This is a genomic window from Stenotrophomonas geniculata (genome assembly GCF_034508895.1).
Taxonomy (GTDB): Bacteria; Pseudomonadota; Gammaproteobacteria; order Xanthomonadales; family Xanthomonadaceae; genus Stenotrophomonas; species Stenotrophomonas geniculata.
Map to the genome: position 1 here is coordinate 1,770,362 of NZ_CP140571.1, position 14,315 is coordinate 1,784,676.

The window sequence follows — 14,315 nt, forward strand, 5'->3', positions numbered from 1 at the left end:
GTCCATGTCCGACCTGCTCTCCGCCCTGCTGCTGGGCATCCTCGAAGGCTTGACCGAATTCCTGCCGATCTCCAGCACCGGCCACCTGCTCATCGCCCAGCACTGGCTGGGTGCCCGCTCGGACTTCTTCAACATCGTCATCCAGGCCGGCGCGATCGTGGCCGTGGTGCTGGTGTTCCGCCAGCGCCTGCTGCAGCTGGCCACCGGCTTGAACCAGCGCGAGAACCGCGAGTACGTGTTCAAGCTGGGCGCGGCCTTCCTGGTCACCGCCGTGGTCGGCCTGGTGGTGCGCAAGGCCGGCTGGTCGCTGCCGGAGACGGTCAGCCCGGTGGCCTGGGCACTGATCATCGGTGGCGTCTGGATGCTGCTGGTGGAGGCCTATACCGCGCGCCTGCCCGACCGCGACCAGGTGACCTGGACAGTGGCGATCGGTGTGGGCCTGGCGCAGGTGGTGGCCGGCGTGTTCCCCGGCACCTCGCGCTCGGCCTCGGCGATCTTCCTGGCCATGCTGCTGGGCCTGAGCCGCCGCGCCGCCGCCGCCGAGTTCGTGTTCCTGGTCGGCATTCCCACCATGTTCGCCGCCAGCGCCTATACCTTCCTGGAGATGGCCAAGGCCGGGCAGCTGGGCAGCGAGAACTGGGCCGACGTGGGCGTGGCCTTCCTTGCCGCGGCCGTCACCGGCTTCGTCGTAGTGAAGTGGCTGATGGGCTACATCAAGTCGCACCGGTTCACCGCCTTCGCCATTTACCGCATCGCGCTGGGCGCGGCGCTGCTGCTGTGGTTGCCGTCCGGCAGCTGAACAGCGCCGGGGCACGGTAACCCCGATGCCGGCCCCACCCCGTTTCCCCCACGGTTCCCCAAGGAGAATCACCATGAACCGCAAGCTCACCCTGCTCCTCCCGCTGGCCCTGATGGCCGCCTGCAGCCAGACCCCGGCCCCGGCCGGCACCGGCGGCGACGACGTGGCCCCGGCCGCGGCCAAGGCAGCAGACCAGCAGACGCTGGCGCACCTGGACGCGCAGCGCCTGCAGAGCCAGCACTGGCTGCTGCAGCAGGCCACCGCCGCCGACGGCAAGCGCATCGACGCGCTGTTCGCCCGCGAAGACAAGCCGGTCACCCTGGACTTCGCTGATGGCCGCCTGTCGGTCAGCAACGCCTGCAACCACATGGGTGGCGGCTACACACTGGCCGACGGCAAGCTGACGGTCAGTGCGATGGCCTCGACCATGATGGCCTGCACCGACAAGGCGCTGATGGCGCTGGACGAGGCCGTGTCGAGCCGCCTGCAGGGCGAGCTGAAGGCCGAGCAGGATGCCGATGGCAAGCTGACCCTGACCACCGCCAAGGGCGACGTGCTGGTGTTCAACCCGGAACCGACCGCTGAAACCCGCTATGGCGGCGCCGGCGAAACCGTGTTCCTGGAAGTGGCCGCGAAGACCGAGAAGTGCTCGCACCCGCTGATCCCGGACTACCAGTGCCTGCAGGTGCGTGAGGTCAAGTTCGACGACAAGGGCCTGAAGCAGGGTGAGCCGGGCAAGTTCGAGAACTTCTACGGCAACATCGAGGGCTACACCCACGAAGACGGCGTGCGCAACGTGGTGCGCGTGAAGCGCTACGAAGTGAAGAACCCGCCGGCTGATGCGCCGTCGCAGGCGTATGTGCTGGACATGGTGGTCGAGTCGGCCATCGAGAAGAAGTAAGAAAACAGAAGGGCGGCCGCGAGGTCGCCCTTCTTCCATGGGACACCTTGAAGTAGAGCCATGCTCGGCTGGGAAGAAGGCAGTCCAGCATGGCTCGACTCTACATACCCAACCGCCAAGGAGACAGGCATGATTCTTTCCCGCATTTTCGCGCTCCTGCTGGCCACAACGCCTGCCGGCCTCGCGGCAGCCAGTGATGCCAGCGATCTGCAACGCCTACAGGCATACGAGTGGCATCTCACCCACGCAGTCGACGGCAACGGCAAGCGCCTGGATGCACTGTTCATCGCCAGTGATCCGCCCGTCGGTCTGTTGTTCCGCGGCACCAGTGCCAACGTGCTGAACCTGTGCAACGGCATGGGCGGCCCATACACGTTGAAAGACAGCCAGCTCACGTTGGGCAGCATGGAACAGAACCTGAAGGGATGCTTCGGTGCCAAAGGCGAACAGGAAACCGAAGCCAAGCGCAGGATTCTGGGGGCCTCCACACTGATCATGGGTCGCGCGGGGCCGTTGACCCTGCATACCGCACGTGGCGACACGCTGGTGTTCGCGCCGGTGCCACTGAAAAACAGATGAGAAGTGCAGCCGGTAAGGTCGAGCCGGCTCGATCGGGGCTTTATAGAGGCCAGCCATGCTCGACTGGGCGAAAAGCAGGCGAGCATGGCTACAGAAAGCAAAGTCGGGTTTGGCCCGGCCCTGCAGACGCGCTCAACCCAGCGCAGGATTCAATGTGTAGGTGCCGTGCAACGCCGCTTCGGCCAGCACGTGGCCGTGCATGGCGCGATACGCGTCTGCGGCGGTGAAGCGTGCCGGAAGCTCCAACGAGGCCACGTCCAGCGCAAACACGCGGAAGAAGTAGCGGTGCACGCGTTCGTCGTTGAACGGCGGATACGGGCCGTCGTAGCCCAGATAGTCACCGGCCATGTCCGGATTGCCGGCAAACCAGCCGGTGAAGTCGTTCAGGCCCTGGCGGCTGCCGGCCGGGCCCGCCGGTGCGGTCTTGCCCTTCACCACGAAGCCATCGCTGCAGCTGCCAGCGGCGATCTCCTGCACCGAGGCCGGAATGTCGGCCATCACCCAATGCACGAAGTCGCAGCGCGGCTGGTCGCGCGGCACGGTCATGTCGCTGCGGCCGACCATTTCCGGAACGGTCGGCACATCCGGATCCACGCACACCAGCAGGAACGAACGCGTGCGTTCCGGCGCGCCGTTCCAGGCCAGGTGAGGGTTGCGGTCCGGCGCGAAGCCTGCGGCATCGCCAGCGGCGAACTCGCGGTCGATCGGCGCGCCGTTGGTCAGGCTGTGGCTGCTCAGTTGCATCGGCTTCTCCTTACTCTTCCGGGTAACCCAGGCGCACCGCAATCGGGGTGAGCTTGGCAAAGGCGGCGCTCATCACGTCGCGATAGTTGCGCCAGTGGCCCGGCGGGAAGCGCGGTGCGCCCAGCTGTGCGGCCGGCGGCATCTGCCGCTCGAACAGGCGTCCCAGCAGCTCGGCCATCGCATGCGGATCGTTGCCGATCTGGTCGATGCGCAGCAGCACGTGCGGGTACAGATCTTCCTCGTGCAGGGTGGCAACCTGCGCCAGCGCGCGTGCCAGCCATTCGCTGGCTTCAGCCAGCGAGGTCATCGCCAGCGGTGCGGCGGCGCCGTAGGCCACCCAGTCCAGCAGCATGTCGCGCGGATCACGCAGCACCAGCACCAGGCGCCCCTGTGGCAGCTGCGGGCGCAGCGCCCACAGCAGTGCGTTGTCCCACCACAGCAGCCAGTCGATGACGGCATCACCCTGCACGCCGCGCACGGGCAGCTGCTCGCGCCAGCGCTGCACCAGGCGCTCCGGGGTCAGCACGCCGGAGGCGAGGTCCTGCAGCGTGTGGTAGTTCTGGAATGCATCATCCGGCGGATTGCTGGTGTAACGGTCGCTGCGCAGCACCGGGCTGGCGGCGGCCAGGCCGGTCGCAACCCGCTCCACGCCCGAACCCGGCGCGCCCCACAGGAAGATCGGCGCGGAGCTGGCATCAGCGTCGATCTCGCCCTTGTCCGGCCAGCTCGGCGGCGCCTTGGCCTGCGGCGGCAGCGGCAGGCGCTGCGGCGCCTGGTCGGCCTGCAGCGCCATCCACGTCTGCAACGCCTGTTCCGGCTGGCCAGCGCGATCCTGGATTTCACCCAGCCAGGTACGCAGGTCGGCGCGATGGCCGTCCGGCGCCCTGTCGATCAGCGCCTGCACTCGGGCGATCGCGGCGACCGGATCACGCTGCAACAGGCCTTCAACCAGGCGGGTTTCGCCGCTGACGCGGCCCGGTTCGAGACTGACGATACGCTCGGCGATGGCTTCAGCCTGTTCGTGTTCGCCCACCATGTCATGCAGGCGCAGGCGCGCTTCCAGGGCCGGCAGATGACCTGGCATCGCGTCCATCCAGCGTTCCACGGTCGCGGCGGCGGTCGGGCTGCCCACTTCTTCCACGGCCAGGCGCGCCAGCCACAGGTCGTGCAGCTGCGGGTGCTGCTCCAGGGCAGCGTCCAGGCGCGCGCGCGCCTCGTCTTCGCGGCCCAGGCGCTGCCAGGACATCAGCAGCAGCTGCAGCACCTGGCGGTCGTCGGGGATCGATTCCAGCAACGGCAGCAGGTGGTCCAGCGCCCGCAGCGGCTGGCCACCGCGCAGCGACAGTTCACCGGCCAGGCGGCGCATCGACGGCGTATCCATGCCTTCCTGCTGCAGGGCGATCTGCATCGCTTCGGCAGCCGCCTCCAGGTTGCCCTGGCGCAGCGCCAGCTGCACCACCAGGCCATGCAGCGAGCTGATGGCCGGGTTCAGCTCCAGCACGCGGCGGAACGCCTGCTCGGCGAAGGCCAGCATGTCCTTGCCCAGGTAGGCGAAGCCCAGCGCGTACAGCACGCGGATGTCGTTGGGCTGCGCCTGGTTGGCCGCCGACAGCAGCGTCAGCGCACGATCCGGATCGTCACGGCGCAGCGCGATCATGCCGTCGATGGTCAGCAGTTCCGGGTGATCCGGCTCAACGCGCGAGGCCAGCGTGGACAGGCGCTGGGCTTCATCGAAGTCGTTGCGGCCGATCGCCAGGTGCGCCTGCATCAGGTAGGCGGAGAAGGAGTTCGGGTCGAGCCCGGTAGTGCGCGCCAGCGCTTCGTCGGCGCCTTCGTACTGGCGCAGGGCCAGCAGCAGGCCAGCATGCTGCAGGTGCAGCTGGGCGTCGTCCGGTGCCAGCTGCAACGCCTGCTGCAGGGCTTCCATGGCATCTTCGGCCTTGCCCTGCTGCTGCAGCGCAAGCGCCAGCCAGCGGTGGGCGCCGGCCTGGCCGGGTTCATCACGGGTCCATGCCTGGGCCAGCTGCACGGCCTGGTCGGCCTGGTTCTGGCGCAACGCTTGGATGATCTGGTCTTGCATGGCGGTCCGGTTCAAGTGCAAACCCGCATTGTAGCGGTCCACGCACCGGTGCCGGTTCAGCCCGCCAGCACCCGCTGCAGGCGCTGCGCCACCCAGCGCTCGGAGAAGCCGTCACCCCGCCAGTTTTCCAGGAAGCCGCAGTGGCCTCCCCAGCAGGCGGTTTCCAGGTGCGCCTGGCGCGGCAGCTGCCAATCGCTGAAGGTCGCGTACGGGATCACCGGGTCGTCCTGCGCCATCAGGATGTCGGCCGGCACCTGCAGGGTGGACAGGCGGTCACCGGCAATCGAGTAGCCATCGAAATAGGCCTGCAGCGAGCCGAAGGTGGTGTGCCGTTCGACCAGCCAGGCGGTCAGTGCACGGATGTCCAGTTTCAGCACGCGGTCGTCGCAGTCGCTCAGCTCGGGGAACAGATCGCGCTTGCGGCGCAGCGAGCCGGCCCACTTGCGGCGGAAGTACCAGTCGTACATCGCCGGGCCGTTCTCGATGTTCTCCATGGTCAACGCCGGATCCAGCACCGGGCACACCGAGGCCACGCGCAGCAGCGGCACGCCGGCGGCCGGGGCACGCAGAGCCAGGCGCAGCACGAAGTTGCCACCCAGCGAATAGCCGGCGGCCACCAGCGGCAGCTGCGGCCAGCGCTGGGCGATGTCGCCTGCGGCGTGCACCACTTCATCGATGAGATTGGAGTGGAAGATGCCGGGATTGAGATGATGGGTGTTGCCGTGGTCGCGGAAGTTCAGCCGCACCACGTCGAAGCCCTGCTCGATCATGCGCGCGGCGGCCATGCGCATGTAACTGGATTCGGCACTGCCTTCCCAGCCATGCAGCAGCAGCGCGACACCCTTCGGCTCGCGGCCTTCGACATGACTGTGCCAGCCCTGCAGGCGCACGCCATCACCGCCATCGAGGATCAGCTCTTCGCTGACTGCACCGGTGGCCGCCAGCAGCAGCAGGCCGCGCTGCAGGCGCATGCGGCTGGAACTGAGCATCGACTGCAGGTGCGGATTGCGCAGCCAGCGCGGCGGCTGATAGTCAGCCGCATGCAGCGTCGGCGTACCGGCGTCCAGGACAGGTGGCGGTATCAGGGCCACCGCACCCTCACTGCGTGCTCATGGCCGCCACGATGCGCGCGCGCGAGGTTTCCGCGATGCGTCGACGGCCTTCCAGGTCCTGGGTACCGATCGGCTCCAGGAAATGCACTTCGGTATGCCGCGCCGGCTCACCCAGCAGGCGCAGGAAATTGGCGGCGAAACTCTCGCCCGGGCCGAACGCGACGATGGTCTGTGCGTCGCCCTTCATCCCGTATACCAGCGCCACCGGCTGCACCGGCACGCCGGTTTCAACCGCGGCCTGGAAGATGCGGGCATGGAACGGCCCCACTTCGTGGCCACCGCGGGTGCGCCCTTCCGGGAACACACCGACCGCCTTGCCGGCACGCAGGCGATCGGCCATCACCTGCATCACCCCACCGAGCGATTCGGTGTTGCCACGCTGATGGAAGATGGTCTGGCCGCGCGCGGCGAGCCAACCCACCAACGGCCAGCTGGCGATCTCGCGCTTGGCAACGAAGCCCATCATGCGCTGGCTGTGCAGGATGGAGATGTCGACCCAGCTGACGTGGTTGGCGACGAACAGAACGGCACCGGGCAAGGGCTGGCCCACCCGTGACAGGCGGAAGCCGAAGATCCACATCAGCCCGCCCTGCCACCAGTTCACCACCTTCGCGCCGAAGGTATCCTCGCCCACGCGCAGCTCGCCCCACGGCGGAAGCATGCCGATCAGGATCAGCGGCAGGAACACGGTGATGTGGACCAACAGCAGCGGTACGCGGTACAGGTAACGGCACACACGCGCCACGCCGCCACGGGGGGCCGGAGTGGGGGAAGTCATCCGCGCACGATACCGGAGCGCCGCGGCAGCTGCCAGCCGATTTAGGCCATAACCGCCATTGACCGGGGCAATCGGCGGGGAACGCTGGGTTCTGCCGCCGTCAACACGCCCGACGGGGGCTCAACCGTGGCCGGCGGCCACCACCGCCAGGGTCAGCCGCGAGATGCACACCAGCCGGCCCTGCTCGTCCTCGATGCGGATTTCCCACAACTGGGTACTGCGGCCCACGTGCAGCGCGCGCGCGGTGCCGGTGACAGTCCCCGAGCGCACCGCACGCACATGGTTGGCGTTGATTTCCAGGCCCACGCAGATCTGCTTTGCGGTATCCACGCACAGGTTGCCGGCGCTGCTGCCCAGGGTCTCGGCCAGCACCACCGAGGCACCGCCGTGCAGGATGCCGTAGGGCTGCCGGGTGCGCTCGTCCACCGGCATGGTGGCCTGCAGCCAGTCTTCGCCCGCGGCGCTGAAGACGATGCCCAGCGACTCGATCGCCGTGTTGCGGCTGAGCGCATTGAGCTGCTCGATGGAAACAGCTTCGCGGAACACCTGGGTCATGCGGGCACCTTCAGAGAATGGGAACGAGGCCGGCACCGAATGCGGTCAGCATGCGCACCAGCAGCCACTTCGGGCCGACGTTGACTTCGGGGAAGTCGCCGACGGCAACGTAGCAGCGATGGAAATCCGGGTCCTGCCGTGGCAGCGGCTGCGGGCAGTCCGGGCCGGGCTTGAACTCGTAGTCGGTGGCATAGCGCCACGGCCAGAAGTCGAGAATCGGCAGCGCTTCGGAGGCCTTGCCGACACTGTAGTTCAGGCCCGACAGCACCGGCGGCTTGGCCCGCGGCGCCACCGTCCACGCGTTCTGCGGATGGGTATCGCGCAGGATGCTCTCGGCCAGCTGCTCGGCGAAGACCGGATCGTCGATGATCACCGCGCCTTCGGTGTTGTAGTTCTCGCTGCGCGGATCGAAGTTGTGGGTGCCGACCACGCCGATGCGGCGGTCGACCACCAGCGACTTGGCGTGCAGGCCCATGCGGGCACCCTTGCGGGTGACCGGCAACGGCTTGTTGACCGCCTTGCTGCCCAGGAACGACGGACGCGTCTCGGTACGCAGCAGGCGCGTTTCCACTTCGCTGCCAGCGGCACGACGGCGTTCGCGGGCGTTCTGGTAGGCGCTGCCGGTACGCGGATGGTTCACCGGTACCTGCCTGCGGGTCGCGGCCAGATCCCCATCGCTGCCACCGCCGGCATTGCTGCCAGCGGCGCTGCCACCAATCAGCGGATTGCGCCCGCCGTCGTCGTCGCCCGCGGGCGCGGCGATCGGATCAGGCAGCAGGTTGCGGTAGTCGACCGGTGCATCCAGCGGGAACGGCTTGTATTCGAAGATGTTGAAGCCCAGTTCGCGCATGTTGCGCCGCTTGTACTTGTACGACAGCGCATACACGATCGGGTTGTCGGTGGCCGCCAGGCTGTTGCTCGACACCACCACGCGCGGCGGCTGCGGGCGCTTGCGCAGCTCACGGAACAGCTTCTGCGCCGGCTTGGACAGCACCAGGTACGGGGTCTGCAGGATCACTTCCTTCTGCGCACCGGCAATGAGTGCATCCAGCTGTGGCTCGGTCACGTGCTGGCCGGCCAGCGGGGCATCGGCTTTCTCGCGGCGGTGCTTGCGCGGCAGGTCGGCGACGTAGCGCACCGAAGCCACCGGCAGCGCGGTATCCACGAAGGAACGGGTGACGAAGTCCATGTCATTGGCTTCGGCGCTGACCCGCTGCACCCGCTCGGGGCGGCGGAAGGTGGCCGGTGGCAGCACCGGCACGCCCTCGCGCAGCAGGGTGCGGCCCACGTCATTCAGGCGCTCGGCCGGCACGCTGCGGTGGGCGCGCCAGAACGCATCGAAGTTGGCCGCCATCGCGCGCGCTTCCGGGCCGGCGATCATGACGTCGCGGTCGCGGAAGTTGTACTCGCGGTCCCAGTCGTAATAGTCGTCCTGGTAGTTGCGGCCGCCGACCACGCCGATCGCATCGTCGATCACCAGCAGCTTGTTGTGCATGCGCTGGTTGAACCGGCGGAAGCAGCACAGCACGCTGCCGGCGTAGTCGAAGTAGTTCAGCCGGGCCTTGCCGAAGGTCGGGTTGTAGACTCGCAGCTGGAAGTTCTGGTGGGCACCGGACAACGCGCCGAGGATCTGCAGGTCGGAAATCGCCGAGAGCTGGTCGATCAGCACCCGCACCTTCACCCCGCGCCGCGACGCGGCCAGCAGTTCGTCGATGACCAGCCGCGCGCTGTCGTCCTTGTCGAAGATGTAGGTCTGCAGGTCGATGCTGCGGGTGGCACTGCGCAGCAGGTTCAGGCGCGCCACCAGGGCGCCCTCCCCCTCGTCCAGCAGGGTGGCGTAGTGGCGCGGCTGCTCCGGGGTGGATTCGGTGAACGCCCGGCCGGCCAGCGCACGCAGCGGCGAGTCCTGCGCGCAGCGGTCGGCGCGCTGGCAGTCGACCTGGGTCGATCGCGCCTGCACGGCGATGGCCTCGGCACGGTCGCGCTCGGCAGTGGACAGCGATGCACAACCGCTGCCCAGCAACACGGTTGCCAGCGCCAGTACACGCAGCAGGAGGTTCACGGTTTCGGCGCCTCGCTCAGGCGCGCTCGCAATACGAAGGTCACTCGGTCACTCAAGGCAAGCTGCCAGCTGTCCATTCCATACCGGCCTCGCTGCACGGTACCGCGGCTGACGACGTCGCAATCATAGCCGGGTCGGGCGCACTCCGCCTTCTCGACCTTCAGTGTCTCGGGGTGGCTGATCCCGCGCAGGGTCAGCCGCCCGTTGATGTCGCCCCCGTCTTCCACGGTCTCCGGCCAGTACGGCAGCGAGTCGAACTCGACCACCGGGTGGCGGCCCGCGTCGAAGAACTCCTCGCCACGCATCCAGCCGGTGTAGCGCGCCTTGCCGGGGATCTCGACCGAGCGCGTGAACATCTTCAGGTGCACCTGGTGGCGGCCATCGGAGAGGACCTCGATGCGACCTTCGAAGTGCGGGAACAGGCCTTCGATGCGCTGCCCGAAGCGGGTGCGCACCTCGAAACCGATCTGCGAGCGTTGGGTATCCAGGCGCAGGACCCGGTGCGCCTCGGCGACCACCGGCGGCAGGGGCGTTGGCGGTGGCGCGGCAGCCCAGGCCGCGCCGGAAACCAGCAGCACGGGCAGCAGAAAGCGGCCGCGCCGCGCCAGGCTCATTGGATCACGGCCACCAGAACGCGTTCAGGCTGGCCACGCCCGGCTCGATCGAGGCCTCGCGCGGGAACCCGAGCACGGCAATGCCAGCCGGCGGCATGCCGCGGTAGTCGCTGCTGGTGCCTTCCGTCATCAACGCCACCAGGCGCTCCAGGCCGGGGTTATGGCCGACGATCAGCACCCGGTCGAGGTCACGGCGGTCGTCCACCAGCGCCGCGAGGGTGCCGGGGGTGGCCTCGTAGATACGGTCTTCCAGGCGCTTCTCGACGTAGCCGATGGTGCCGAGCACGGCTTCCAGGGTTTCCCGGGTGCGCCGCGCCGGTGAGCACAGCACGCAGTCCGGCAGCAGGTTTTTCTCCTTCAGCCACTTGCCGGCGGCTTCGGCTTCGGCGAGCCCCACCGGCGACAACGGCCGGTCGAGGTCGGCCTGGCCGGGGGTCGCCGGTTCGGCATGGGCATGGCGCAGCAGGATCAATTCACGCATCGCGGGTTTCCATGAAGAAGAGGATGCAGCAGAAAGAGTGATGCAGGCATCAAAGCTTGAGCCAGGACAGCAGCGGCTCCCAGTCGGCCTGGTGCTCGCGCACCTGGGCCGAGCGGTAGTCGAACAGGCTGCGGCCAAGGCCGGTCATGACCACGTAGCTCTGGCTGTCGCGCAGCTGCGCGACCACCGGGTACGGCCATTCACCCAGCATCTGCAGCGCCTGCTGCGAGGTCTGGGTCCATGGCTTGGTACGGTTGAGCACCAGCCCCACCGGCAGCTTGCGGCTGTGCACGCGCGGGTTCTGGGCCAGGCTGTTGAGGAAGCCGACGATCGCTTCGATGTCCAGCGCCGAGGGCAGCACCGGTACCACCACCGCGTCGGCAGCGTCGAGGAAATGGGGAATATCGTCAGCCAGGGCACCGGCCGGCGCGTCGATGATGACGGTGTCGGTGCCATCGGGCAGCTTCTGCGCCCACTGCTTCTTCCGATACACATCGATCGGCAGCACCGCGCTTTCCAGCCCGGCACGGCGTTGTGCCCAGCGGGTGCTGGAGCCCTGCGGGTCGGCATCGGCAATCACCGTGGCCTTGCCCTGCAATGCCGCGTACGCGGCCAGGTGGGTGGCGACGGTGGTCTTGCCCACCCCGCCCTTGGAACCGGCCACCAGGATCGTCTTCATGCCAGCCTCGCTTCCGGGTACGTGCCCCGAGCGTACACCGGCGATGGTGACGGGAGGTAGCGTCGTGCTGAACCAGCGGCCATCGCCTTTGCTATCGTGGCGCCCCCGAAGGATCGAACCGGCATGAGCGAACTGCAGGATCTGAGCGCGTTGATCCGCGCCAACACCCCACTGATCGTCATCGAGACCCAGGACGAGGGTCGCATCGTCGAGCTGTTCCGGCAGACGCTGATGCACGTATGGCGGGCGCTGCACCGCTGGTCGATCACCGAGGGCCTGCGCCGGATCGACCTGGACAGCGAAGACCCGCCGGTCGGGCCGCCCGACGCCAGCGCGGCCCTGCAGATGATCCGCCAGGCGGAGCAGCGCGGGGTCTACCTGCTGCTCGATTTCCATCCCTACCTGGGCTATGCCAGTCACCAGCGCGCCCTGCGCGACCTGATCCAGCGCCGCCACAGCGAGCCGCATGTGCTGGTGCTGATTGGTGCCAAGGTGGAGCTGCCGGCCGAGCTGGAAGCACTGGCGGTGCGCTTCAACCCGCGCCTGCCCGATGCCAACGCCCTGTTGAAGATGCTGCGCGAAGAGGCCGACGCCTATGCGCGTGAGCATGGCGGCCGCCGGGTTGAAGTCGACAGCGAGGCGGTGAAGATGATCCTGAAGAACCTGCAGGGCCTGAGCCTGGTCGATGCCCGGCGCATCGCCCGCCAGCTGATCTACGCCGATGGCGCGCTGCGCGACGACGACCTGCCACAGCTGGCACGGCTGAAGTTCGAGCTGCTCAACCGCAGCGGCCACCTGTTCTTCGAGCACGACAGCGCGCGCTTCGGCGATGTGGCCGGTGCCAACCGGCTCAAGCGCTGGATCAACCAGCGCCGCGTGGCCTTCATTGCCGGTTCGGCCCCGGCCGGGCTGGACCCGCCGCGCGGCATGCTGCTGCTGGGCGTACAGGGCTGCGGCAAGTCGATGCTGGCCAAGGCCACCGCCGCCGGCTTCGGCGTACCACTGCTGCGCCTGGACGTGGGCGCGCTGTACAACAAGTACCACGGCGAGACCGAGGCGAACCTGCGCCAGGCGCTGGCCTCGGCCGAGCAGCTGGCGCCCTGCGTGCTGTGGATGGACGAGATCGAGAAGGGCCTGGCCAGCGGTGGCGAGGACGGCGGCGTGTCACGCCGCGTGCTCGGTTACCTGCTGACCTGGATGGCCGAGCGCAAGGCGCCGGTGTTCATCGTGGCCACTGCCAACCAGGTGCACGAGCTGCCTGCCGAACTGCTGCGCAAGGGCCGCTTCGACGAGATCTTCTTCGTCGACCTGCCCTCGCCTGACGTGCGCGTGGAACTGCTGCGGCTGCACCTGGGCCGGCGCCAGCTCAACGCCGACGACTTCGCACTGCCCGCGCTGGCGGCGGCCGCCAATGGGTTCTCCGGCGCCGAGATCGAGCAGGCGATCGTCGCCGGCCTGTATGCGGCGCATGCCGAGGGCCGGCCGCTGGACACCGAGCTGCTGATGGCCGAGATCCGCGCCACGCGGCCGCTGTCGGTGCTGATGGCCGAGCAGGTGGAGGCACTACGGGCGTGGGCGTCGGGGCGGACAGTTTCCGCGGACGATTGAGTTTCCAGCGAACGGCGCAGCCCCTCGTGGCGGCTGGTTGACCGTGAACATCAAAAGCCGCGCTTGGCCGGGCGGGATGGATTCGCGGGGGACGCCGTCAACCCGTCCATGGGGGCTTGGCCGCGGCATCCATGCCGCGGACACCCCCGCGAACCCACCCCGCCCGGCCTCTGACAATTTCCGAGTGCGTCCGCCACGGAAAAGAAAAAAAAAAAGCAGAAGCAAAAGCAAAAGCCGGTTGGTTGGCCGCCTTCTGTAGAGCCGAGCCCACGCTCGGCTGCATTTCGATCAGATATCGAATAGTCGATTCCGATACAGATTCATCCACGCATGACGTGGATCTACCGTGTCGACCAAGGTCGACACCTACCAGCAGCAGGGAACTGTCGGAGGCGGGGCGGTGTGGGTTGGCAGGTCCGTTGGCGCCATGGATGGCACCATCGAGCCCCCATGGACGGGTTTACGGCGTGTCCTGCCAACCCACACCGCCCCGCCATCCCACGGATTGCCCGCTGTTGCTGTTGCTGTTGCTTTGGCTGTTGCCTCTGCGGGTGCCGGGTGCAACCCGGCCGAACCCCTCCCTCAGGGCCAGGCAGGCGGCGCGGCAACCCACGCCTGCTGCACCTCGGCCAGCGATGCGCGCTCGTCCTCACGCCACTGCGGCAGCAATTGCGCATGGTGGGCACTGGTACTCCACTGCGTCGGCTCGGTACGCACGGCAGCGGCATACCACTGCACCGCTTCCTGTTTCTTCCCCATCCGCCACAGCGCCAGCGCATAGGTCGGCGGTACCCAGCTGGGCTTGCTGCGCGCATTGCCGGCCGAAGCCAGCCACTGTTCCAGCGCTGCCTCCGGCTTGCCCTGGCGCAGCAGGTCCCAGCCGTAGTTCCAGCGCACGCTGCGGCCACTGCTGCTCTGCGCCGGGGCCTCTTTCAGAGCTTCGCCGTACAGCTGCTCGGCCAGTTCACCGCGACCCTGCGCCCCGGCCACCGATGCCAGCTGTACCGTCGCCTCAACCGCGCGGCGGCCGCGTTCACGCAGCTTGACCAGCTGGGCCACCAGGTCATCGCCCTCGCCGTGCACCGCCACCATCGGCGTGGCCGCCGGGTCGTTGTCGAAGTAGAACTCCTGTGGTGCCGGCACGACCGGCGCGGCCCACGCAGTGACCACTCCCGAGGCCAGCAGCACGCTGGCCAGGATCTTTCCTGGAACTGACATCCCTTCTCCCCAGGCCGCAACTGCAGCCTCCCTCTCTCTTCCCGATCCTAACCCCAGCACCGCCACGGGCGCGAGTGCCGGGGCCTGCGCGGCCCCGCTGCTACA

Annotated in this window: 14 protein-coding genes; 4 read left to right on the forward strand and 10 right to left on the reverse strand. The window is 68.1% G+C overall.

All coding sequences use genetic code 11. From position 1 onward, the window contains the following. The first annotated feature begins 4 nt into the window (after positions 1–4). The 3 genes from RI032_RS08335 (at position 5) to RI032_RS08345 (ending at position 2,279) form a co-directional block, all read left to right on the forward strand. Positions 5–799 (forward strand): undecaprenyl-diphosphate phosphatase, encoded by a 795-nt coding sequence (locus tag RI032_RS08335; RefSeq protein ID WP_010487209.1) that lies wholly within the window; start codon positions 5–7, stop codon positions 797–799. 73 nt (positions 800–872) lie between these two features. Continuing rightward, on the forward strand, positions 873–1,700 hold the full coding sequence (locus tag RI032_RS08340) for an META and DUF4377 domain-containing protein (protein WP_010487212.1): 828 nt from the start codon (positions 873–875) through the stop codon (positions 1,698–1,700). A gap of 129 nt (positions 1,701–1,829) precedes the next feature. After that, a complete protein-coding gene (locus RI032_RS08345; RefSeq protein ID WP_019337127.1) occupies positions 1,830–2,279 on the forward strand; it encodes an META domain-containing protein in 450 nt (149 codons plus the stop codon). 132 nt (positions 2,280–2,411) lie between these two features. On the opposite strand, the gene RI032_RS08350 is transcribed toward RI032_RS08345, so the two are convergent. The 9 genes from RI032_RS08350 to RI032_RS08390 all read right to left on the reverse strand — a co-directional run bounded on the left by RI032_RS08350 (position 2,412) and on the right by RI032_RS08390 (position 11,384). Continuing rightward, positions 2,412–3,023, reverse strand: a complete 612-nt coding sequence (locus tag RI032_RS08350; RefSeq protein ID WP_312720619.1) for a YbhB/YbcL family Raf kinase inhibitor-like protein — start codon at positions 3,021–3,023, stop codon at positions 2,412–2,414. Positions 3,024–3,033: 10 nt separating this feature from the next. Continuing rightward, positions 3,034–5,103 carry a tetratricopeptide repeat protein gene (locus RI032_RS08355; protein WP_197656721.1) on the reverse strand — a complete coding sequence of 690 codons (2,070 nt, stop codon included), beginning with the start codon at positions 5,101–5,103 and terminating at the stop codon, positions 3,034–3,036. A 56-nt stretch (positions 5,104–5,159) separates the two neighbouring features. Next, positions 5,160–6,149 carry a YheT family hydrolase gene (locus RI032_RS08360; protein WP_029380138.1) on the reverse strand — a complete coding sequence of 330 codons (990 nt, stop codon included), beginning with the start codon at positions 6,147–6,149 and terminating at the stop codon, positions 5,160–5,162. A 52-nt stretch (positions 6,150–6,201) separates the two neighbouring features. Next, the gene (locus RI032_RS08365; RefSeq protein WP_019337597.1) at positions 6,202–6,993 is read right to left on the reverse strand and encodes a lysophospholipid acyltransferase family protein; all 792 of its coding nucleotides are present in this window, start codon (positions 6,991–6,993) and stop codon (positions 6,202–6,204) included. A 120-nt stretch (positions 6,994–7,113) separates the two neighbouring features. Next, positions 7,114–7,548: a hotdog fold thioesterase gene (locus tag RI032_RS08370; protein WP_010487227.1), complete on the reverse strand. Its 435-nt coding sequence runs from the start codon at positions 7,546–7,548 to the stop codon at positions 7,114–7,116. A 10-nt stretch (positions 7,549–7,558) separates the two neighbouring features. Next, positions 7,559–9,610 (reverse strand): phospholipase D family protein, encoded by a 2,052-nt coding sequence (locus tag RI032_RS08375; protein ID WP_019337596.1) that lies wholly within the window; start codon positions 9,608–9,610, stop codon positions 7,559–7,561. Next, a complete protein-coding gene (locus RI032_RS08380; protein WP_049454254.1) occupies positions 9,607–10,224 on the reverse strand; it encodes a YceI family protein in 618 nt (205 codons plus the stop codon). The genes RI032_RS08375 and RI032_RS08380 overlap by 4 nt, the downstream gene beginning before the upstream one ends. A 4-nt stretch (positions 10,225–10,228) precedes the next feature. Continuing rightward, positions 10,229–10,705: a SixA phosphatase family protein gene (locus tag RI032_RS08385; RefSeq protein ID WP_019337594.1), complete on the reverse strand. Its 477-nt coding sequence runs from the start codon at positions 10,703–10,705 to the stop codon at positions 10,229–10,231. Positions 10,706–10,754: 49 nt separating this feature from the next. Further along, the gene (locus tag RI032_RS08390) at positions 10,755–11,384 is read right to left on the reverse strand and encodes a ParA family protein (protein ID WP_010487235.1); all 630 of its coding nucleotides are present in this window, start codon (positions 11,382–11,384) and stop codon (positions 10,755–10,757) included. 123 nt (positions 11,385–11,507) lie between these two features. Between RI032_RS08390 and RI032_RS08395 the strand changes: the two genes are divergently transcribed. Further along, positions 11,508–12,992, forward strand: a complete 1,485-nt coding sequence (locus RI032_RS08395) for an AAA family ATPase (protein WP_322548124.1) — start codon at positions 11,508–11,510, stop codon at positions 12,990–12,992. Between the two features lie 582 nt (positions 12,993–13,574). On the opposite strand, the gene RI032_RS08400 is transcribed toward RI032_RS08395, so the two are convergent. Continuing rightward, positions 13,575–14,210 (reverse strand): tetratricopeptide repeat protein, encoded by a 636-nt coding sequence (locus RI032_RS08400; RefSeq protein ID WP_171954779.1) that lies wholly within the window; start codon positions 14,208–14,210, stop codon positions 13,575–13,577. Positions 14,211–14,315 lie beyond the last annotated feature (105 nt).

What these genes read in the sequence shown, in the direction of transcription:
- RI032_RS08335 (WP_010487209.1), top strand. Translation starts at nt 5, where the DNA reads ATGTCCGACCTGCTCTCCGCCCTGCTGCTGGGCATCCTCGAAGGCTTG.
- RI032_RS08395 (WP_322548124.1), top strand. Translation starts at nt 11,508, where the DNA reads ATGAGCGAACTGCAGGATCTGAGCGCGTTGATCCGCGCCAACACCCCA.
- RI032_RS08340 (WP_010487212.1), top strand. Translation starts at nt 873, where the DNA reads ATGAACCGCAAGCTCACCCTGCTCCTCCCGCTGGCCCTGATGGCCGCC.
- RI032_RS08350 (WP_312720619.1), bottom strand. Translation starts at nt 3,023, where the DNA reads ATGCAACTGAGCAGCCACAGCCTGACCAACGGCGCGCCGATCGACCGC.
- RI032_RS08365 (WP_019337597.1), bottom strand. Translation starts at nt 6,993, where the DNA reads ATGACTTCCCCCACTCCGGCCCCCCGTGGCGGCGTGGCGCGTGTGTGC.
- RI032_RS08370 (WP_010487227.1), bottom strand. Translation starts at nt 7,548, where the DNA reads ATGACCCAGGTGTTCCGCGAAGCTGTTTCCATCGAGCAGCTCAATGCG.
- RI032_RS08380 (WP_049454254.1), bottom strand. Translation starts at nt 10,224, where the DNA reads ATGAGCCTGGCGCGGCGCGGCCGCTTTCTGCTGCCCGTGCTGCTGGTT.
- RI032_RS08400 (WP_171954779.1), bottom strand. Translation starts at nt 14,210, where the DNA reads ATGTCAGTTCCAGGAAAGATCCTGGCCAGCGTGCTGCTGGCCTCGGGA.
- RI032_RS08390 (WP_010487235.1), bottom strand. Translation starts at nt 11,384, where the DNA reads ATGAAGACGATCCTGGTGGCCGGTTCCAAGGGCGGGGTGGGCAAGACC.
- RI032_RS08355 (WP_197656721.1), bottom strand. Translation starts at nt 5,103, where the DNA reads ATGCAAGACCAGATCATCCAAGCGTTGCGCCAGAACCAGGCCGACCAG.
- RI032_RS08385 (WP_019337594.1), bottom strand. Translation starts at nt 10,705, where the DNA reads ATGCGTGAATTGATCCTGCTGCGCCATGCCCATGCCGAACCGGCGACC.
- RI032_RS08345 (WP_019337127.1), top strand. Translation starts at nt 1,830, where the DNA reads ATGATTCTTTCCCGCATTTTCGCGCTCCTGCTGGCCACAACGCCTGCC.